Here is a 19228-nt window from a genome sequence, read left to right on the forward strand (position 1 = left end):
GGATGAGCGGTCGATCGCGGCGATCAATTTGCTCTAAAACAGACCCGTCGATCACGGCAGCTCGATCGCCCCAGCAGTGAAGGCCCACCGATCGAGTTGCTGCGATCGCACCGGCGATGATAAAAGGTTGGGGATTCAGTATAGAAGGCTGGCGAGATCTGTGGGTGCAAGGCCCAGGTTCGGAGTCTGTGGACTGTTCTTGGGGATAACCGATCGAAGATCGCACAGCCAACGGATCTTGAAGTAGGAATTAGAGCAACGGGATGGAAGGACGAGCGGCCAACCAACTATTGGGCGGCCTAGTGGGCGGCAGCGCCACCGAGGTAGAGTTCCGCCACTTTTGGATCGTTGAGCAGATCGCGGCCGGGCCCCGTGAAGCGATCGCGCCCTGCTTCTAGCACATAGCCCCGATCGGCCATTTCCAAAGCCTTGCGGGCGTTTTGCTCAACCAAGATAATCGAAGTGCCCGTGCTGTTGATAGCCTTAATTTGCTCAAACACGTCGTTGACCAAAATAGGCGAAAGCGCGGCGGAAGGCTCATCCAACACCAGCAACGCCGGTTCCAGCATCAGGGCCTTGCCCATGGCCAGCATTTGCCGCTCACCGCCGGACAATGTGCCCGCTCGCTGGTGGCGGCGCTCGTGCAATCGGGGGAACATGGTGAAGATGCGTTCCTTCAACGACCCGATCGGTTGTTCTAGGATGAATGCGCCCATTTCCAGGTTTTCTTCAACCGTGAGCGATCGAAACACGTTGGCAATTTGCGGCACGTAGCAAACGCCCCGTTGCACCACCTCATTGGCCTTCAGGTGCCCGATCGACTCGCCATGGAACAAAATCTGGCCCCGATTGGGGTTCAGCAGCCCCGCGATCGTTTTGCCCAAGGTGGATTTACCCGCACCGTTGGGGCCAATGATCGCCACCAGTTCGCCAGGGGCCAGGGTCAAATTCACCCCTTGTAAGATGTCGAGGCCCTTCAGGTAGCCAGCGTATACGTCTTGGACTTCAAGGAGAACTGACACGATCGAGCAGGGGTGGAAGTTTCAACTAATCGTAATACCATTTTTGGCAAATGCCATTTCTGGCAAATGCCTTGTTTTGGCGAATGACCTGGGGTTCAGCATGGAAAACTCAACCATGGCCGCGAAATTGCTGTTGGAGCAACTGATTTCTCCGGAACAGTTGGCCCCAATGCTGTCGGATCCGGATTGGGTGGTGGTGGACTGTCGGTTTTCCTTGGGCGATCGCAACTTGGGACAACAGCAATACCAAACTGCCCACATTCCCGGCGCGGTCTATGCGGATTTGGAGCGGGATTTGTCTGGGCCCGTTGGCCCCCATGGCGGTCGGCATCCGCTGCCCGTGATCGATCGCCTGGTGGATCAACTGGGCTTTTGGGGCATTGATGCCGATCGGTGGGTTGCGGTCTACGACGATTCCCAATTTGGGTTTGCGGCCCGGTTCTGGTGGCTGTTGCGCTATTTGGGCCACGATCGAGTGGTGCTGCTGGATGGCGGTTGGTCGGCCTGGCGAAGAGCTGGTTTGCCCACCACCAGCCAACCCAGCCACCCGATCGTCCGTCAGTTTGTGCCCCGCCCGCGCTTGGAACTACTGGCCTCGATCGACACCATCAAACAAGCCCAGCGGTTGGCAGAAGGAACCGTCATTGACTCCCGAGAACCCGCTCGATATCGCGGTGAAGTGGAGCCGATCGACCCCGTAGCTGGCCACATTCCCGGAGCCATTAACTATCCTTGGGTGCAGGTTTGCGACCCAGAAGGCCGCGCCCACTCGATCGCCTCCTTGAAATCCCACTTTCAGGACTTGCCCCCCAATCCGCCCCCGATCGTCTACTGCGGTTCCGGCGTGACGGCCTGCGTTAACCTGTGGGCCCTGGCCCGCGCTGGACTGCCCCAAGCTCGTCTCTACGCTGGCAGTTGGAGTGACTGGTGTTCCTATCCCGATTTACCCAAAGTCACTGCTCCGGCTGAGTGAGTATGTTTGAGAAGCCTAAATGATGATTCTGCTGACTGATCGATCGTCGAAGACAAGGGGCTAACAATCACCAAAGACAAGGGACTAGCAATCACCAAAAACAAGGGGCTTAAGCCCCTTGCTCCTATGGTTGTTGTTCTTTGAATCAACTTTTCAAGGTGATTTTTCTAATCAAATCTAACCAAAGAGCTTCTCAAGAATTTCCCTTAAAAAAGCTTGAAATTGCCAACGGAGCATCATCAACATGGCCCTTTCTGAAAAACTCATTGAACTGGTTGTTGATAAATTGCTCATTGGCGGCATTGTGCTGATTGCCGGTTATTGGTTAAACAAGCGATTTGAAATTTTCAAAAGTGACATTAATGAAAAATATCGCCAGCGCCAAATCCTAGTCGATTTAGAAAATCAGCAGAAACAGCGCGTTGCTGAATTAGAACAAGAAATTGTGCTGGCTCGTCATCAAGCGGAACTGGAATTCTTGGAGCGTCAAATTTCCGAATTTTATTGGCCAATTTACTTACGCCTTGAAAAAGATAATGCCATGTGGCAGCGAATCGCCACTTTGGGCGCAAGAGATCATGCATTGCCGGATTCTGCCGGAGAAATTATTGAGCGGGACTTTATTTTAAAAAATCACGACGAAATTGTTGCAATCATCGAGTCCAAAATTCACCTAGCTGAACGGGCAGAGAATAGCCAAGAGTTGATTGAAGAATTGCTGAAATATCTGAAACATGTGGCAATTTACAAAGCTGTGCGATCGATCGAATCCATGCGCGGGGTGAACCCAATGGATTTAAACGAACCCTTTCCGTCCAAGCTGTTTCCCCTCATTCAGCACAACTTTCGATCGCTCCAAGCTCGGTATGAGCAACTGAAGCAAGCCAAATTCCGGGACTTGAACCCCTCCTGAATCAATCCGGGCGATCGCCCAGGTCTCGGCGGCCAATTCACCAACCATGGCCAGCGCGATCACTGCAATTTCTCCTTTTTGGTCGCTTTAGCGTCCCGATCGCGCCCATATTTGCAAAGATCTGCATTTAAACAGGGTGGTTGTCGCCCTTAATCGCAAGTTAATCGCTCTGATCCCTCGGGATCTATAAACTTTTGCGAAGGGGCGATCGGCCCCCAATTGACCCGGCCCGATTCCGGCGCGATCGCCCTAAAGCCCCACCCCTCAACAACTTGATGGCCCACCCGATCGTCAGGGCGATCGGCCCGGGAAGACCCCAGCGGCCCATTCTCTGAAACTCGACTTAAGATTTATTCTCAATAATGCGAGCTTCTTGCAAATGCTCATTTGTACCTGTTACCATTTGGCAGAGGGAAACGCTTCAGGTCAAACCTCGCCAACCCCTATGTTTTCCTACACACCACAGTCCCTAAAAGCCGAGTTAAACGAGCGCGGTTGGCGGATGACTCCCCAACGCGAAGTGATCCTTAATGTCTTCAAGGATCTGCCCGAAGGTCGCCACCTCAGCGCCGAAGATCTGTATCACTTGCTTGAAGAGCAAGACCAAGGCATCAGCCTTTCTACAATCTATCGAACTCTGAAATTAATGTCGCGCATGGGCATTTTGCGCGAACTGGAATTAGCAGAAGGCCACAAGCACTACGAACTCAACCAGCCCTATCCCCATCATCACCATCACTTAATTTGCGTTAAGTGCAACAAAACGATCGAATTCAAGAACGATTCGGTTTTGAAAATGGGAATTAAGCAATCGGAAAAAGAGGGCTACCATCTGCTCGATTGCCAGTTAACCATCCACGCCATTTGCCCCTCCTGTCAGCGATCGCTCTTGCCGCTTTAGTCTGTGGATAATGATCTTGAATTAGGGGTTGGCTGAGTGGAAAACCATTGAGCCAACCTTTGATTATGATCGGGCGTGCTAGGCTCTGGTGTTCTGAAATTCCGGTATTCTGAAATCTGGGTGTTGTAGGGGTTTAAATTTTGATTCACCCGATCGATTCGGGGCTATAAAAACGGTTTCAGCACCTTGAACTATCTGAACCCAGTGAACTAATCGAGTGAACTAATCGATCGAGTCTTGAGCATCCAGATCGCGATCGCCAGAGTCTTGATTGTCTAAGTCTTGAGCGCCATAGCCTGGATCGCCATAGTCGATCGGCAAACGTGGCAATGCTGGTTCCCCATGAACCGGATGATCAGCGATGCCTTGGGCGGTTTGATAGTGTAGCCCCCAGTTGTGCATCGCTTCCAGCACTGACCACAGGGATTCGCCCAGCGGCGTGAGGGAATATTCCACCCTGGGCGGCACTTCTGGATAAACTTGCCGGTGAACAATGCCATCGGCTTCCAACTCCCGCAACTGCTGGGTCAGCATTTTTTGCGTCACGCCCTGAAGCGCTCGCCGCAGTTGAGCAAAGCGCATGGTTCCTGCAAATAGCTCGCGCAAAATCAGGACTTTCCATCGCCCATCAATAATGTTGAGTGTTGTCTCAACGGCACAACTGAGGCGCGTGAAGCCTGTGGTGGGTGCTGGATTCGGGGTAATCATGGGCGATCGATCCTCATACAGCGAAGGAAGCCATAGCAAACCATATCAAAAGCAATATAGATCAATTTCTTCAAGTTGATGGTTGAAATGTTTCTTGAATATGCTTTTGAATACTCGCTTGAGTTTTTTAGAAACTGCGCTGAAAAATTACACTTAGAAATTGCACTTAGAAATTGCATTTTCAAGAAAATCTAAAATTGAATTTTGACTTAAGAATATTCTCAAGCTTTTCCTATTCTTAGGTCTCTTCATTGAATTAGTTAATTCGGTTGATTGAGTTGATCGAGTGATCGGGTGGTTTCTTTTTGGTAACTACCGCACTTTTTTGTGCGTACTTGTTGCTGCCAAGGGAAGACCCTAGGATCAATTCAATCGCCTAGTTTACTGAACCGAGAGAGAGTTTTAAGCATGACTGCTCCTAATGAGGCTGTGATTGCTGATACAAAGCCTGAAGTGATTGAACTGACACCGGGAAAATATTTCTGGTGTACTTGTGGTCGATCGGCTGCTAAGAAATTCTGCGATGGCTCCCACCGGGGAACGAGTTTCACGCCCTTCGCTTTTGAGGTGACAGAAACGAAGAAGGTCGCGATTTGTAATTGCAAGCAAACTCAAAATTCACCTTTCTGTGATGGTTCCCATCAGCCGCTGGTGGCTGGTTAGAACTCAAATTCGGTGAAAATGGCTGATTTTTCGGTGCATTGAAATGGTCAAAGGCTGATCAGATCATGATCCTGAGGTGAATCGGCCTTACCGGTGGTTTCGGTTGTTGATGTGATTTGCTGATTGCTGGATTTTGCGTTTCTGAGTTTTGCGTTTCTGGATTTTGCAGGGTTTGATTAGGTTGAACAGTGGAGTAATTGAACCATGACTATTTCGTCTTCTGCTGCTGCCTCGATCGCCCCGACCGCTGCGGGCAACATCACGATTCGGCGATCGGGCGATCGGGGCCATGCCAATCACGGTTGGTTGGATAGCTATCACAGTTTTTCGTTCAGCAGTTACTACGACCCCAATCACATGGGATTTCGGACGTTGCGAGTGATCAATGAGGATGTGATTGCCCCCAAGCAAGGGTTTGGCACTCATGGCCATCGCGACATGGAAATCGTGACCTATGTGCTGAGTGGGTTGCTGGAGCACCGGGACAGCATTGGCAACGGCTCCCTGATTCGGCCGGGCGATGTGCAACGGATGAGCGCCGGAACGGGCATTTTGCATAGCGAATTTAATGCGTCGGATTCGGAGCCGCTGCACCTGTTGCAAATTTGGATTCTGCCCGATCGCAACAACTTGCAACCGGGCTATGAGCAGGTGTTCTTTGCGCCGGAAGACAAGCAGGGGCGGTTACGGGTGGTGGCTTCGCCCGATGGTCGCGATGGCTCGGTGACGATTCATCAGGATGCGCTGATTTTTGCCAGCTCGTTGGCGGCGGGCGATCGGGTGGTGCATCAATTTGCCAGCCCTGAGCGTGGCGGATGGTTGCAGGTGGCTCGTGGGGCGATCGCCCTGAATGGGGTGACGCTGGAGGCGGGCGACGCGGCGGCCATCACGGCCCTGGAGCAGGTGGAAATTACGGCTTCCGAGAATGCGGAGCTGTTGCTGTTTGACCTGGCTTAAGGCTGGCTTAAGGCCGAGCCAATGGCCGCTGCGTGGATCATGGATTCGGAGGGGCGATCGCTTGACGACGGAGCCGCAAAACGATTGCATGGATTCGATCGCTGTTTTTAGGGCCTGATCCCGAATCCATGAGCACCAACGGCAATCCGTTTCACGATCGCCCCTCTCAACCGGGCGCTGATAGCCTGCCGGGTGACCAACTGCCCCCCGAAGACTACGCCCGCAAGCTCTATGAAATGCAGTTGCGGGCGGAGGAGCGCCGCTTGCGGGAAGAGGCCCGACAAATGGCGATCGCGCGGCGCAATGAGGTGTTGCGGCGGGTGCAACAGGGAACCTATTACCTGATTGTGGCGCTGGAAATTTTGATTGGGATGCGATTCCTGTTGCAATTGACGGGAGCGAATCCCCGCAGTCCCTTTGCTCAGGGCATTGAGTTTTTGGCTAATCCCTACATTGGCCCCTTTTCGACGTTATTCCCGGTGTTTCGGTTTGGCCAGTTCAATGCGTTGGATCTGAATGCGATCGTGGCGATGCTGACCTATGCCCTGTTGGGGGTGCTGTTTGTGCGGCTGCTGAAGATTGTGTCGGATTAGCCGATCGGGGCCAGTGATGACCATCGAAGGCGAGCGATCGAGGGCGTTGGGTCGCAGGGGAGCAATGCCCATCTGGCAGCCCCAAAGAAAAGTCTTGACTCGCGATTCATCAAGTCTTGCGGCGATCGAGCGCATCGCCCAATCCTTGAATGATGCCGCGGCCAATGAAGCCAAGGCCTCGCCCGATCGCCTGGAGCACCATCAGGGCCCCACGACCGGCCAGGGTGACCGTGGCCCGCACCCGAGGGGCGATCGCGTCGCGGGCTTCAATCAGCAACGTGACCCCCAAGGGCACACCGGACAGGGCCCGCCACTCCTGATTGCGGGGCGCATAAACCGGCAGGGCCACAATGCCTCGATCGCTGGCCGTCAGCAGCCAATAGCGACTTTCGTAGATGGCTTTGGGTTCGCTGACCCAGCGTTGCACTCGATATTTCCAAGCCAGGTCATTCCGAAACCGTTCCACTTCCCGGGTGGGCAACCAGCGCCGATCGAACAGGGCCAGCTTCAGGCCTTCCCGATCGCCATAGCGATTCAAAACCGGTTGCACCACGGCGCAGGCCAAACAAAGCACCAGATTGTGAAGCAGGGCACTGGCCCGATCGAGGGCGGCCCCGGTTCCCGCCTCCACCGTCACCCCATCCACCGTTAGGGGCAGACCCCACAGCAGATGCTCTAGCAGGGGGCCCAATTCCACGGCACGATTCAGAATATCTGTGGCCACAATCGACCAATCCTGAAGCAGTCGATCGCGTTGGAGCCGCAAGGCCCCACTGCCCGATCGCAGGGTTGAGCGCTCCGTGAGCCAGTCGCCTAAAAAGTCATCCAGAAGCTGAACCCACCAGGTTTGCAACAAGGCTTCCTGTTGGGCCAGCAGCCGATCGCCCCGCAGTCGATCGCGGCGCACTTCCTCCAGGCCCCGTTCCACCCGCCGCAACACCAGGGCCAACAGTTCCCGACGGCGATCGGGATGCAAAATTTCAATTTCCAGGGGGGAACCGGTCAAATTCACCAGTCGATCGACCGTCAGCCGGGCCACCGCATCGTCAAAGAGGGTCGATCGCCAAAGGGTCAGGTCTAGGGCGGTTGGTGTGGAACCACTCGCCGGATCCTCAGGGGGCGGGGGCGGATTACGGCTGGAGTCGATCGCTCCGGAGCCGATCGGGCGATTGGGTGGCGCATTGGCCGATGGATTGGCCCCACCCGCAGCCTGATTAGCGGCTGAATTGGCCGGTTGCGTTGGTGGGCGGTTAATCGGGCGCGTTGCCGATCGGCCCAAAGGCGAATTGAGCACCGATGCTGACGATGCCGTATCGTCCTCCGGATCCCAGCCGCTCCCGCCCCGATTCGTTGGATCCAGATTGGTTGGATCCAGATTGGTTGGATCCAGATTGATCGATGGGTCGGGAATGCCGCCCGCCAGCCAGCCCAAAACCGATCGGGCCGCCCGCAACTCTCGCTGCCGGCCCGCCAAGACCCACTGATCCCACCAGGGGCGATCGCGTCGTTGGGCCAACGTGGCCCCGTCTCGCAGGGCCCGATCAACCTCCAGCCACTGGGATTGGAACCAGCGCTGCCGATTGCTGAGGGCTGGCGGTCGGCTCAATTGTCCCTACCCCAACTAGCGAGGTGTGGCAGCGGGAGCCGGTGCGGGCGCTGGACGCAGGGCCCCCGGACTGATGAAGCCCAGCTCCGCCAGTTGTTGATAGGCCTTGGTTCCCAAATCTCGCGTGGGGCTTTGGCTCGAAACAATCTGCACCAACAGAGGAATGGCTAATTCCGGTTGATTTTGGGCCCGGTGAACCAAGGCAAGCTGATAGGTCGATAAATCGCGCATTTGGGCCGCTTCAAGGGCGTTCTTGCGCTGTTCTTGGGAAATGCGGTTGTCGATCGCGGAAAATGCACCAGACAATTGCTGATGGAAGTTCGACAACTGGTTAAACACCTGTCGAGCTTGCTGCAAGCGCTGTTGAGCCAAACCGTAGTTTTGGGACTCGATCGCGCGGGCAGCTTCGTCCATCAAGCGTTGACCGCCGGCCATGCTCAACAGTCCCGTTGCTTGAACCACCGCCGGTTCAGGGTTAGCTGGCGTGGCATCGGGCAAATTCGTTTCTTGGGCCCGCACGCTGGGGGCCAGCGCGGCAACTGCCAACAGGGGAAAAACAACACGCAGCAACCGGGGGAATCGAAGGGCTAGCATGGGCTGGGTGGATTGATTAGGAGCCGCTTGACATCCTCCCCACCCCAAAGGCGTGGGGATTCTGGTGCTAACCAAGCAACCGAGGTTGCTCGACTAGACCATGGGTTGACGCTTCATGGGCCGCCACCAGCGAACTGGATTCACGCTGGCCTTTGCGTCCGTTTTGAGTCTCGGACTGCCCGCCCGCGACTGGGATCAAGCCACTCTCCAAGGGCGAGGCTTGTATCCATTACTTTGGTCAAATCGGCTCTATTCTACGACAAGGTTCGATCGCCCTTGGGCCCCTCCGCGCCCGATCAGCCTAGATTGGTGGCGGCATTGACCATTCTGGCTGGCTGATTTCCGTCGCCGTCGATGACCCCCCTGTCGTCTTCAGGGCAATCTGCTTCCCAGCCTGTTTCCAGCCTGTTTCAGGAGATATTCCCCGTGGCGGATTTGCAACCTTCTTCTCATCCCGTGCCGTCTGATTTGGACTCTGTGGGGGCCGTTGGTGTGCCGCCCCAGTTTCTGGGCCTGGTGTTGCAACGGGGCGGAGATGAAGTCCTCCTAGAAAAAGTGCCCGATCGCTTCGTGGTGCGCCCCAAAGCCGCCCAGCCGATCGATCTCACCCGTCTGCCGGACGTAACCCAGGTACGACCTCTGGGGCGAGGCGTGGCCCTGGTGGAGTTGCTGGTGGCTCCGGCCCGGTTGGATTCGGTGATGGATGAGGCTCGCCGATCGGGAGCCTTTGACTACGTGAGCCATGTTTACCAGTACCAAGGCCAGGGGGCCACAAGGGTTTATTTGGGGGATGAGGTGACGATCGTGTTCCATCCCACCCTGGTGGCCCAGGCGGTGGATGCGATCGCCCAAGGCCTGGGGCTGGTGTTGGTAAAACCCCTGGACGGCATCCCCAATGCGTTTATCTATCGCCTGAGCGATCGAACGCCCCTCAACCCCCTGAAAATTGCCAACACCCTGCTGGAAAATCCGGCCGTTCTGAGCGCCGAACCCAACGCCATCCTCGAAAGCCAACCCTTCTACCGGCCACGGGATGGGTTTTACAGTTCCCAGTGGTATTTGCAAAACAACGGGGGCAGCAGCATCACCGCCGGTTCCCACATCGATGCGGAAAAAGCCTGGGACATTACCCGGGGCGATCGATCCATCATCATCGCGATCGCCGACGATGGCATCGACCTCAGCCACCCGGACTTTCAGGGAACCGGCAAAATTGTCAGCCCCAAAGACTTTAAAGACAACGACTTTAACCCCCTGCCTGGCACGCGGGATGACAGCCACGGAACCGCCTGCGCTGGGGTTGCCGTGGCCGAAGAAAACGGCAGCGGCATTGTGGGCGTGGCTCCCCGTTGTGCCTTGATGCCCATTCGCACCACCGGCTATTTAGATGACCAAGCGGTGGAAGAACTGTTTGATTGGTGCGTGTCCCGGGGGGCCGCCGTGGTTTCCTGTAGCTGGGGCCCAGGCAGCATTTACTTTCCCCTGTCCACCCGGCAGCGAGCAGCCCTCAACCGAGCCGCCACCCAGGGCCGCAACGGCAAAGGCTGTGTGATTGTGTTTGCGGCCGGCAACGCGAACCGGCCCGTGAATGGCACGGTGAATGAGCAGGGTTGGCCCAACAAGGTGTTGTCGGGATCCACGGAATGGCTGTCCGGGTTCGCGGCCCATCCGGACGTGATTGCCGTTGCCGCTTCCACCAGCTTGAACCGCAAAGCCGCCTACAGCAATTGGGGCGATAACATTTCCGTTTGCGCCCCCAGCAACAATGCATCACCGGGAATTTGGTTGCCGGAAACCGGCGCAATTCTGACTCCGCCCCAGGTGACCAGCAACCTGGCCGGAGCCGGAGTATTCACGACCGATCGCCTGGGGTCAGCGGGCTACAGCAGCACGGACTTCACCGCCGACTTTGGGGGCACATCCAGCGCTTGCCCGGTGGTGGCGGGTGTGGCGGCCCTGGTATTGTCCGCGAATCCCAACCTGACGGCGCGGGAAGTGAAACAAATTCTGGAATCAACGGCGGACAAAATTGTGGACACCAACGCCGATCCACAGTTTGGATTTCGCTACGGTTCCTATGACAGTCGCGGGTTTTCCCGGTGGTTTGGCTATGGCAAGGTGAACGCTTACAAGGCGGTGTTGGAGGCCCGGCGGCGGGCGGGCGGCGGCAGTCCGGCTCCGAGTCCTGGCCCAACCCCCAGTCCTGGCCCGCTGGGGGATGACGTGACGGGCCATTGGGCCGAAGCGTTTATTCGCCAGTTGATCCAACGGCAAATCATTAGCGGCTACAAGGAGGATGGCACTTTTCGCCCCAACACCAACCTGACGCGGGGGCAGTTTGCGGCCCTGTTGGTGAAGGCTTTTCCCAGTTTGCCCAACCTGCGATCGGGGGCGAAATTTTGGGATGTGCCGGCCAGTTTTTGGGCCGCCGGGGCGATCGACCAATGCTATCGGCGCGGATTGCTGGCAGGGTTTCCCGACGGCAGCTTTAAGCCCAATGCCAACCTCACCCGGGCCCAAGCGTTGGTCGCCCTGGTGAATGGCCTGGGTTTGACGGGGGGAACCTTGAGTGTTTTGAGCTATTACAGCGATGCGATTCGGATTCCCAACTTTGCCCGCGACGCGATCGCCACGGCCACGGTGCGGCGCATGGTGGTGAACTATCCCGACCTCACCCGCCTGGAAGCCGAGCGGGCCATCACCCGGGGGGAAGTGTCCGCCTTCCTTTACCAAGCCCTGGTCACCAAGGGCCTGGCCAGCGCCCTGCGATCGCCCTACATTGTCGATTTGGGCAGCAACAACACCAACAGCGATCCGGCCAGCAGCGCCTTCAGCGACATCACCGACCATTGGGCCGCCCCCTTCATCAATACCCTGGCGGCACAGGCCATTCTCAGCGGTTACGAGGACGGCTCATTCCATCCCGATGAGCCGATTAACCGGGCCCAATTGGCGGCGGTGTTGGTCAAAGCCTTTGATCCAGGCGATCGGCGATCGGGCAAGGTCTTTCAAGATGTGCCATCGGGCTATTGGGCGGCGGCGGCGATCGATCGCGCCTACCGGGGTCAGTTCCTCTCGGGGATGGATGCCGATCGATTTGGCCCCGAGTTGGGTGTGCCCCGTTGGCAGTTGGCCGCAGCCCTGGCCGGAGGGCTGGCTTGGCCCGATGAGTCCCCCGAAGGCTTGGCAGTGCTGGACGATCGCGCTGAAATTCCCAGCGCCGTGCAGGGCAAAATTGCCGCTGCCCTCAAGCGCCAAATCCTGCAAGGGCAACCCAGTCCCGATCGCCTGAATCCCAACCAACCCACCACCCGCGCCGATCTGGCCAGCTTCATTCACCAGGCCCTGATCGCTGAAGGGCGACTGTCTTAGGAGTGGTCTGAGGAGTCACCTGGGTGACTGGCCAAGCCCTCGTAGGCCTGGGGGCCAGGGTTTGAGCATCGGGTCTCTGTTGATTGATGAGGTTCACCCGGTGGCGGTTTGGGCTGTTTAGACCTTCCGGGCGATCAGTGCTCCCTGGTTGCGGAAATCACGCCGGGCCTAGACCTCTCGGCCAAATCCGGCACAATAGGGACATTGGCCCCATGGGCTAATCAACCGCGCTGGTCAACAGTACAGTGCCACGCCCCAACCCATTCGCATTCCAATTGCTGCTCCATCCCTGACCATGACTCATCCCTTTTTGGAACGGTTGCATCACCCTTCGCGTCCGGTCATCGTTTTTGACGGCGGCATGGGGACGCTCCTCCAGGCGCAGAACCTGACGGCCGAAGACTTTGGCGGCCCGCAGTATGAGGGGTGTAATGAGTATTTGGTGCAAAGCAAGCCGGAAGCCGTGGCCTATGTGCATCGGGAATATCTGAAGGCAGGCGCAGATGTGATCGAAACCGACACCTTTGGGGGAACTTCGATCGTCCTGGCGGAATACGATTTGGCCGACCAGGCCTATGCCCTCAACCGCAAGGCCGTGGAGCTGGCCAAGGAACTGACCCGCGAATTTTCGACCCCTGAAAAACCGCGCTTTGTGGCCGGTTCCATGGGGCCGGGAACGAAACTACCGACCCTGGGCCACATTGACTACGACACGATGAAAGCGGCCTACGCGGAACAGGCCCGAGCACTCATCGATGGTGGGGCTGATTTGTTGATTGTTGAAACCTGCCAGGATGTATTGCAAATTAAGTCAGCACTGAATGCGATCGAAGAGGTTTTTGTCGAGCAAGGATCGCGGATTCCGCTGATGGTTTCGGTGACCATGGAAACCACCGGCACGATGTTGGTGGGGACGGATATCAACGCCGTCGTCGCGATTTTGGAACCCTACCCGATCGATATTTTGGGGTTGAATTGTGCCACTGGCCCCGATCGGATGGCGGAGCATATTCGCTATCTTTGCGAGCGATCGCCCTTTGTGGTCTCCTGCATTCCCAACGCGGGCTTACCGGAAAACGTCGGCGGCCATGCCCACTACCGCCTGACCCCGATGGAATTGCGGATGGCCCTGCACAAATTCGTGGAAGATTGGGGCGTGCAAGTGGTGGGCGGTTGCTGCGGCACGCGCCCCGACCACATCAAGGAATTGGTCGGCATTTCCGAATCCTTGCAACCCAAAGCCCGCGAGATTCGGGTTCCTGAAAACTTGGAACCGGGCCGGTTCGATCGCAACCCATTACATTACGAACCCGCCGCCGCCTCGATCTACGGAACCCAGCTTTATCAGCAAGACAATTCCTTCCTGATTGTGGGCGAACGCCTGAACGCCAGCGGTTCCAAAAAGTGTCGAGAACTGCTGAACGCCGAAGATTGGGATGGGCTAGTTTCCCTGGCCAAAGCCCAAGTCCGCGAAGGGGCCCACGTGCTGGATGTAAACGTGGACTATGTGGGTCGCGATGGCGAACGGGATATGCGGGAGTTAGTTTCACGGCTGGTGAATAATGTCACCTTGCCACTGATGTTGGACTCCACGGAATGGCAAAAAATGGAAGCCGGTTTGAAAGTAGCCGGCGGCAAATGTTTGCTGAATTCCACCAACTATGAAGACGGTGAAGAGCGCTTTTTGAAAGTGCTGGAGCTGGCCAAAACCTATGGCGCGGGGGTGGTGATCGGGACGATCGATGAAGACGGGATGGCCCGCACCGCCGAAAAGAAATTCGCGATCGCCCAGCGGGCCTATCGGCAAGCGGTGGAGTTTGGGATTCCTGCCCATGAAATCTTCTTCGACACCCTGGCCTTGCCGATTTCCACCGGCATTGAAGAAGACCGCAAAAACGGAGCCGCCACGATCGAATCGATTCGATTGATTCGGGAAAATCTGCCCGGTTGCCACATTTTGCTCGGTGTTTCCAACATCTCCTTTGGTCTGAATCCGGCGGCGCGGCAGGTGCTGAACTCCATGTTCCTGCATGAATGTATGCAGGTGGGAATGGACTCCTCGATCGTCAGTGCCGCTAAGATTTTGCCCCTAGCTAAAATTGAGCCGGAGCATCAGGAAGTCTGTCGCGATTTGATCTTCGATCGCCGCCGGTTTGAGGGAGATGTTTGTGTTTACGATCCCCTAACCCAGTTAACTCAACTCTTTGAAGGAGCCACCACCAAAAAGGCGGCGGGTGTGGATGAAAATCTCTCCCTCGAAGAGAAACTGAAACGCCACATCATCGATGGCGAACGGTTGGGCCTCGAAACGATTTTGCAGCAGGCCATGACCCAATATCCACCCCTAGAAATCATCAACACCTATCTGTTGGATGGGATGAAAGTGGTGGGGGAATTGTTTGCCTCGGGTCAAATGCAATTGCCCTTTGTGTTGCAATCAGCGGAAACCATGAAAGCGGCGGTGGCCTTTTTGGAACCGCACATGGAGAAATCCGAAACCAGCAACAATGCCAAGGGGACTTTCGTGATCGCCACGGTCAAGGGCGATGTGCATGACATTGGCAAAAACCTGGTGGATATTATCCTCACCAACAACGGCTATCGGGTGATTAATTTGGGCATTAAACAGCCCGTGGAAAACATCATTGATGCCTACGAGCAACACAAGCCCGATTGCATTGCCATGAGCGGTTTGTTGGTGAAATCGACGGCGTTTATGAAGGAAAACCTGGAGACCTTCAACGATCGCGGCATTACCGTGCCCGTGATTTTGGGCGGCGCGGCCCTCACGCCCAAGTTTGTCTATGAAGATTGCCAAAAGACCTATCGCGGTCGGGTGATCTATGGCAAAGATGCCTTCTCAGATCTCAGCTTTATGGATAAGTTGATGCCCGCAAAAGCCGCTGAACAATGGGATGATTTCCAGGGCTTTTTAGGGGAATTTGCCGATGACCCGGCGGCGCTGGGTCGCTATGGCCAAGCCAAGGCGGATGGCGACGATGCGGCTGAGAAACCCGCCAAGACCGAGAAACCCAAGGTGATTGATACGCGGCGATCGGAAGCGGTTGACCCGAACATCGATCGCCCCCAACCGCCGTTCTGGGGCAGCCAATTGCTGAATCCCTCGGACATTGCGATCGAGGAGGTGTTCAACTATCTCGACTTGCAAGCCTTGTTCGTCGGTCAATGGCAATTCCGCAAACCGAAGGAGCAATCCCGCGAGGATTACGATGCCTTTATTGATGCCAAAGTGTGGCCAATTTTGGCGGAATGGAAAGCCAAAGTGTTGGCGGAAAACCTGCTGCAACCGCAAGTGATCTATGGCTATTTCCCTTGCAATGCGGAGGGGAATACGCTTTATATCTACGACCCGGAAGCGGTCAACGTGGGGCAAACCAACCTGGAGCCGATCGCCCAATTTGAGTTTCCGCGCCAAGGATCATTGCGTCGCCTTTGCATTGCCGATTTCTTTGCACCGAAGGAGTTGGGCATCTTTGATGTGTTCCCGATGCAAGCGGTGACGGTGGGCGAAATTGCCACGGAATATGCCCAAAAACTGTTTGGGGCGAATCAATATTCCGATTATTTGTACTTCCACGGGATGGCGGTGCAAACGGCGGAAGCGCTGGCGGAATGGACGCACGCTCGCATCCGTCGGGAACTCGGGTTTGGGGCGCAGGAACCGGACAAATTGCGGGACATTTTAGCCCAGCGTTATCAGGGATCGCGCTACAGCTTTGGCTATCCAGCTTGTCCGAATATTCAGGATCAATTGATTCAGTTGCAGTTGCTGCAAACCGATCGAATCAACATGTATATGGACGAAAGCGAGCAGCTTTACCCGGAGCAGTCCACTACGGCGATCGTTGCCTACCACCCGATCGCGAAGTACTTCACGGCGTAGGAGTAATTCCGGTTTGAATGACAAGGGGCTGAGTGTTTGCTCAGTCCCTAGTTACACACAGCATTTGAGCAGTTGGCAATCCAAACTTTTGAAGATATTTACTGAATGTGACAGGCGATCACTTCGCAGTCAAATCACTTAATATTCTGGACATAAATAGACTCTGTGATTAATAGTTAGCTTAAATTTATTCTGACACATTGAAATTGTTAAGTATCATCAATATTCTCAATCACGGGGTACTCATCTTCGTGAAGCTGCGTTTTGTTAGGATTCTTGAAAAAGCCTAATTCATCTCTACAGTATTTTGCTTGCCTTAAGTCTTCTTCTGACCATTGATTATTTTGAGCCTGTAAGAGGACAAGATCACTCGAATATCCATATTTAGGTTTCTGTCCTGGAATATTTACACCAACACCAATTACTGTAGAGCACTCATGAAATTGACACAGTGAAGCAAAGCATCTAACAAGAAGCTCTCTTTTTCGTTCTTCAAAAGTACTGTTACTTGCATAGGCAAAGAAAACATATCCAACACCACTCATTGATTGCATACACCGGGAACTAACTCGCCCCATTTTCTTGAGTTCAAGAAAATCTTTGAAAGCACTTCCTAGCAACCTCCTTGAAAACCGATTTTCTTTAACGAGAACACGGATGGCTATTTCAAAATCAGACATATTTGAACTTAGCCAATCTTCCCTGTCGAATCCACCTTGACAGAAGACTTCAATCAAGTCATCCCAGATATAACTTATAGTGTCTCTCCGTAATTTTGCTTGAAACTCGGGTTTGTTATTTATTTCTTCCCAAAGATCATTCTCAAGGAGCACCATATCCACTCCTGTAGGGAACTGGCGACCGTTATGCAAATAAATTGCAAGAAGGTTTTCCTCGCCACCATTGATAATAATTGAGGTATTAGATAGCAACACTTCTTTATTAATTAAGTAATCAACAAAATCGCTTATGGTATCCAAGTGGCGAAGAATCAGGAAAACTGATTTTTCATCTAAAATATGAAAAAAATCACCCTCCTCAATAGAGGAACTGATTGGAACTTCTCGTTCTCCACCAAAAGCAACTGCTATGCGGTGATATATTCTTTCACTCGGCAATGGTAGATTTAACCCTCGAGAACCATCTTTCTGAACAACATAGTCTAATTGATCAAGCCATCGAATAGCACCTTTAATTTGTTTTATTGAACCTTCAATGGCTTTTCGTTGCCACCGCTTCCAATCAACCATTGGATCATTTGTATTTTTCAGTTTAATGTCTTTGACACTTATTATAATTACATGAGGATTGCATACTATCAGCACATCACACAGCTCTTTACCTGGATCTTTGCCTTGAGGATTAATGTAACTCCATAAAGACAAAAATGAATTTGAGCATATGTCATATACGAATTGTTCTGAATCATTTACTGCCTCAGCCATAGAGGTTTTTCCTTTGGGTAAGGAGTTAATCTTAGCATTTCAAGTTAAGCAGTAGGGTAGAGTAGCGAGTAGGGTGGGCAATGCCCACCGCTATCCAGCCAAAACGGCATTCATCCTCAAAATAATGATCACGCATTGATCGCAGTGCGATCAGATTGCGTTAGCGATGAGCCATAAGTGTAGGTGGACAATGCCCACCCTACTGCTGCTGCATAAATAACTTCTGCTGAATCTAAGATTGCTTGGCGGCGAAGAGCGTTATGGCTGTTCATCACGCTTTGACGAGTTAACAAATCAACTGGGCGTTGCAAGAGCGTCGCTAATTCGTCTCGCATTTGAACAAACTCCAAGCCCCAAGAATGATGAGGAGCAAAGTTGACCAAGACATCCACATCGCTACTCACGGAAAAGTCGTCTCTGAGAACTGAGCCAAAGAGAGCGAGTTCAACCACTTTCCATCGTTGGCAAAACTCAGCAAGCTGTTCTGGAGTAAGGCCTAATCGAGATTGGAGTTTAGGATTGAGCTGCCGTGTAGTCATTAATCATGACCTCTATTGTCTTGGCTTCTATCCAGCGCTATTGCATTATCGAGAGGTTGAGGACTGTTGCCGCACAGGAATTTCAATCATAAACTCCGTGCCTGCTCCCCTTATTGAATGACAGTAGAGTTTACCTTTGTGTTTTTCAGTGATGATTTGATAGCTAATGGAAAGTCCCAAACCTGTCCCCTTGCCGACGGGTTTTGTTGTGAAGAAGGGGTCAAAAATACGTGATTGCACCTCTTCAGGAATTCCTTGGCCATTATCAGCGATCGTAATTTTAATTTGATCTTGACCATTAACTTCTGTGCGTAACCAAATTGCATGACAATTATGCTGTATCTCTTGATTAGTGCAGGCTTGATTGGATTCTTCAATCGCATCAATAGCATTATTCAGCAGATTCATAAACACTTGATTGAGCGATCCGGCATAGCACTCCACTGGAGGTAGGTTGCCATATTGCTTTCTAACTTGAATTTCCGGGCGAGTTGCAGTTGCTTGAAGCCGATGCTGCAAAATCATCAAAGTATTATCCATTCCTGCATGGATATCAACTGCTTTGAATTTGGATTCATCTAACCGCGAGAAGTTGCGTAACGAGAGCACAATTTTTTGAATTCGCTCACTCCCGGTTTGCATTGATCTGAGAATGTTAATCATGTCATCTTGCAAGAAGTCAAGATCAATTTCTTCACTCAAGTCTTGTAATTCTTGAATGGGGCTAGAAATATATTTTTGATAGGCCGTAACAAGCTTTAATAGATTTTGAGTATAAGTTTTGATCAGAAGTGTTGAATGACAGATTCAGGTTATAAAAAAGGGGTAAGAAGATGTAATTCTTACCCCAAACAATCAAAAAGTAATACACCAATGTTACGCTCATTCTCTCAAATCGTCAAACCTATTCTCAAAAGCTTACCTGAGCATGATTACCCAGTGCTCAGCAGTCGGAGATTTTTTGAGATCTGGTTGACCTTCATTCTTGATCAAGGTTTGATGAGCATGAGAGACCTATTTTTCAAGCTCAATCACACC

16 protein-coding genes and 2 pseudogenes are annotated in these 19228 nt (G+C 53.6%); 9 read left to right on the forward strand and 9 right to left on the reverse strand.

The window, feature by feature from the left end:
* Positions 1-226: hypothetical protein (locus AMR42_RS20965; RefSeq protein ID WP_234406416.1), on the reverse strand; the 226-nt coding region annotated here is incomplete at its 3' end.
* A 73-nt stretch (positions 227-299) separates the two neighbouring features.
* On the reverse strand, positions 300-1025 hold the full coding sequence (locus tag AMR42_RS00220; protein WP_099531466.1) for an ABC transporter ATP-binding protein: 726 nt from the start codon (positions 1023-1025) through the stop codon (positions 300-302).
* A gap of 97 nt (positions 1026-1122) precedes the next feature.
* On the opposite strand from AMR42_RS00220, the gene AMR42_RS00225 reads away from it, so the two are divergent.
* Positions 1123-1995, forward strand: coding sequence for a sulfurtransferase (locus AMR42_RS00225; protein ID WP_234406417.1), 873 nt, complete (start codon positions 1123-1125; stop codon positions 1993-1995).
* A 244-nt stretch (positions 1996-2239) separates the two neighbouring features.
* Positions 2240-2908, forward strand: a complete 669-nt coding sequence (locus tag AMR42_RS00230) for a hypothetical protein (protein WP_099531467.1) — start codon at positions 2240-2242, stop codon at positions 2906-2908.
* 184 nt (positions 2909-3092) lie between these two features.
* Here the strand turns inward: AMR42_RS00230 and AMR42_RS20100 are convergent, their stop codons facing one another.
* Positions 3093-3236 carry a hypothetical protein gene (locus AMR42_RS20100; protein ID WP_158234299.1) on the reverse strand — a complete coding sequence of 48 codons (144 nt, stop codon included), beginning with the start codon at positions 3234-3236 and terminating at the stop codon, positions 3093-3095.
* 117 nt (positions 3237-3353) lie between these two features.
* On the opposite strand from AMR42_RS20100, the gene AMR42_RS00235 reads away from it, so the two are divergent.
* Positions 3354-3809 carry a Fur family transcriptional regulator gene (locus tag AMR42_RS00235; protein ID WP_099531468.1) on the forward strand — a complete coding sequence of 152 codons (456 nt, stop codon included), beginning with the start codon at positions 3354-3356 and terminating at the stop codon, positions 3807-3809.
* Positions 3810-4193: 384 nt separating this feature from the next.
* Here AMR42_RS00235 and AMR42_RS00240 read toward each other — a convergent pair.
* A pseudogene (locus tag AMR42_RS00240) lies at positions 4194-4517 on the reverse strand (winged helix-turn-helix transcriptional regulator); the annotation flags it as partial.
* Between the two features lie 408 nt (positions 4518-4925).
* Between AMR42_RS00240 and AMR42_RS00245 the strand changes: the two are divergent.
* The 3 genes from AMR42_RS00245 (at position 4926) to AMR42_RS00255 (ending at position 6730) form a co-directional block, all read left to right on the forward strand.
* Positions 4926-5180, forward strand: coding sequence for a CDGSH iron-sulfur domain-containing protein (locus AMR42_RS00245; protein WP_099531470.1), 255 nt, complete (start codon positions 4926-4928; stop codon positions 5178-5180).
* A 204-nt stretch (positions 5181-5384) separates the two neighbouring features.
* Entirely contained in the window at positions 5385-6137 is a 753-nt protein-coding gene (locus AMR42_RS00250) for a pirin family protein (protein ID WP_099531471.1), read from the forward strand.
* Positions 6138-6265: 128 nt separating this feature from the next.
* Complete coding sequence (locus tag AMR42_RS00255; protein ID WP_099531472.1) at positions 6266-6730, forward strand: YggT family protein; 465 nt, start codon at positions 6266-6268, stop codon at positions 6728-6730.
* Between the two features lie 109 nt (positions 6731-6839).
* Here the strand turns inward: AMR42_RS00255 and AMR42_RS00260 are convergent, their stop codons facing one another.
* Together AMR42_RS00260 and AMR42_RS00265 are read right to left on the reverse strand one after the other, a co-directional pair.
* Entirely contained in the window at positions 6840-8336 is a 1497-nt protein-coding gene (locus AMR42_RS00260; RefSeq protein ID WP_099531473.1) for a DUF3685 domain-containing protein, read from the reverse strand.
* Between the two features lie 15 nt (positions 8337-8351).
* Positions 8352-8930, reverse strand: a complete 579-nt coding sequence (locus AMR42_RS00265) for a hypothetical protein (protein ID WP_099531474.1) — start codon at positions 8928-8930, stop codon at positions 8352-8354.
* A 354-nt stretch (positions 8931-9284) separates the two neighbouring features.
* Here AMR42_RS00265 and AMR42_RS00270 point away from each other — a divergent pair, with 354 nt between their 5' ends.
* Positions 9285-12302: an S-layer homology domain-containing protein gene (locus tag AMR42_RS00270; RefSeq protein ID WP_099531475.1), complete on the forward strand. Its 3018-nt coding sequence runs from the start codon at positions 9285-9287 to the stop codon at positions 12300-12302.
* Positions 12303-12597: 295 nt separating this feature from the next.
* Positions 12598-16206 (forward strand): methionine synthase, encoded by a 3609-nt coding sequence (metH, locus tag AMR42_RS00275; protein ID WP_099531476.1) that lies wholly within the window; start codon positions 12598-12600, stop codon positions 16204-16206.
* Between the two features lie 209 nt (positions 16207-16415).
* Here the strand turns inward: metH and AMR42_RS00280 are convergent, their stop codons facing one another.
* The 3 genes from AMR42_RS00280 to AMR42_RS00290 form a co-directional block, all read right to left on the reverse strand.
* A complete protein-coding gene (locus AMR42_RS00280; RefSeq protein ID WP_099531477.1) occupies positions 16416-17651 on the reverse strand; it encodes an NERD domain-containing protein in 1236 nt (411 codons plus the stop codon).
* 128 nt (positions 17652-17779) lie between these two features.
* The gene (locus tag AMR42_RS00285; RefSeq protein ID WP_099531478.1) at positions 17780-18190 is read right to left on the reverse strand and encodes a nucleotidyltransferase family protein; all 411 of its coding nucleotides are present in this window, start codon (positions 18188-18190) and stop codon (positions 17780-17782) included.
* A gap of 45 nt (positions 18191-18235) precedes the next feature.
* Positions 18236-18892 carry a sensor histidine kinase gene (locus AMR42_RS00290; protein ID WP_234406418.1) on the reverse strand — a complete coding sequence of 219 codons (657 nt, stop codon included), beginning with the start codon at positions 18890-18892 and terminating at the stop codon, positions 18236-18238.
* A gap of 171 nt (positions 18893-19063) precedes the next feature.
* On the opposite strand from AMR42_RS00290, the pseudogene AMR42_RS20970 reads away from it, so the two are divergent.
* Positions 19064-19228: pseudogene (locus AMR42_RS20970) on the forward strand (IS4 family transposase); the annotation flags it as partial.

The organism is Limnothrix sp. PR1529 (genome assembly GCF_002742025.1).
GTDB lineage: Bacteria > Cyanobacteriota > Cyanobacteriia > CACIAM-69d > CACIAM-69d > CACIAM-69d.

Coding starts and splice junctions, on each gene's coding strand:
- AMR42_RS00225 (WP_234406417.1), top strand. CDS start 1,123: ATGGAAAACTCAACCATGGCCGCGAAATTGCTGTTGGAGCAACTGATT.
- AMR42_RS00230 (WP_099531467.1), top strand. CDS start 2,240: ATGGCCCTTTCTGAAAAACTCATTGAACTGGTTGTTGATAAATTGCTC.
- AMR42_RS20100 (WP_158234299.1), bottom strand. CDS start 3,236: ATGGGCCGCTGGGGTCTTCCCGGGCCGATCGCCCTGACGATCGGGTGG.
- AMR42_RS00235 (WP_099531468.1), top strand. CDS start 3,354: ATGTTTTCCTACACACCACAGTCCCTAAAAGCCGAGTTAAACGAGCGC.
- AMR42_RS00245 (WP_099531470.1), top strand. CDS start 4,926: ATGACTGCTCCTAATGAGGCTGTGATTGCTGATACAAAGCCTGAAGTG.
- AMR42_RS00250 (WP_099531471.1), top strand. CDS start 5,385: ATGACTATTTCGTCTTCTGCTGCTGCCTCGATCGCCCCGACCGCTGCG.
- AMR42_RS00255 (WP_099531472.1), top strand. CDS start 6,266: ATGAGCACCAACGGCAATCCGTTTCACGATCGCCCCTCTCAACCGGGC.
- AMR42_RS00265 (WP_099531474.1), bottom strand. CDS start 8,930: ATGCTAGCCCTTCGATTCCCCCGGTTGCTGCGTGTTGTTTTTCCCCTG.
- AMR42_RS00270 (WP_099531475.1), top strand. CDS start 9,285: ATGACCCCCCTGTCGTCTTCAGGGCAATCTGCTTCCCAGCCTGTTTCC.
- metH (WP_099531476.1), top strand. CDS start 12,598: ATGACTCATCCCTTTTTGGAACGGTTGCATCACCCTTCGCGTCCGGTC.
- AMR42_RS00280 (WP_099531477.1), bottom strand. CDS start 17,651: ATGGCTGAGGCAGTAAATGATTCAGAACAATTCGTATATGACATATGC.
- AMR42_RS00285 (WP_099531478.1), bottom strand. CDS start 18,190: ATGACTACACGGCAGCTCAATCCTAAACTCCAATCTCGATTAGGCCTT.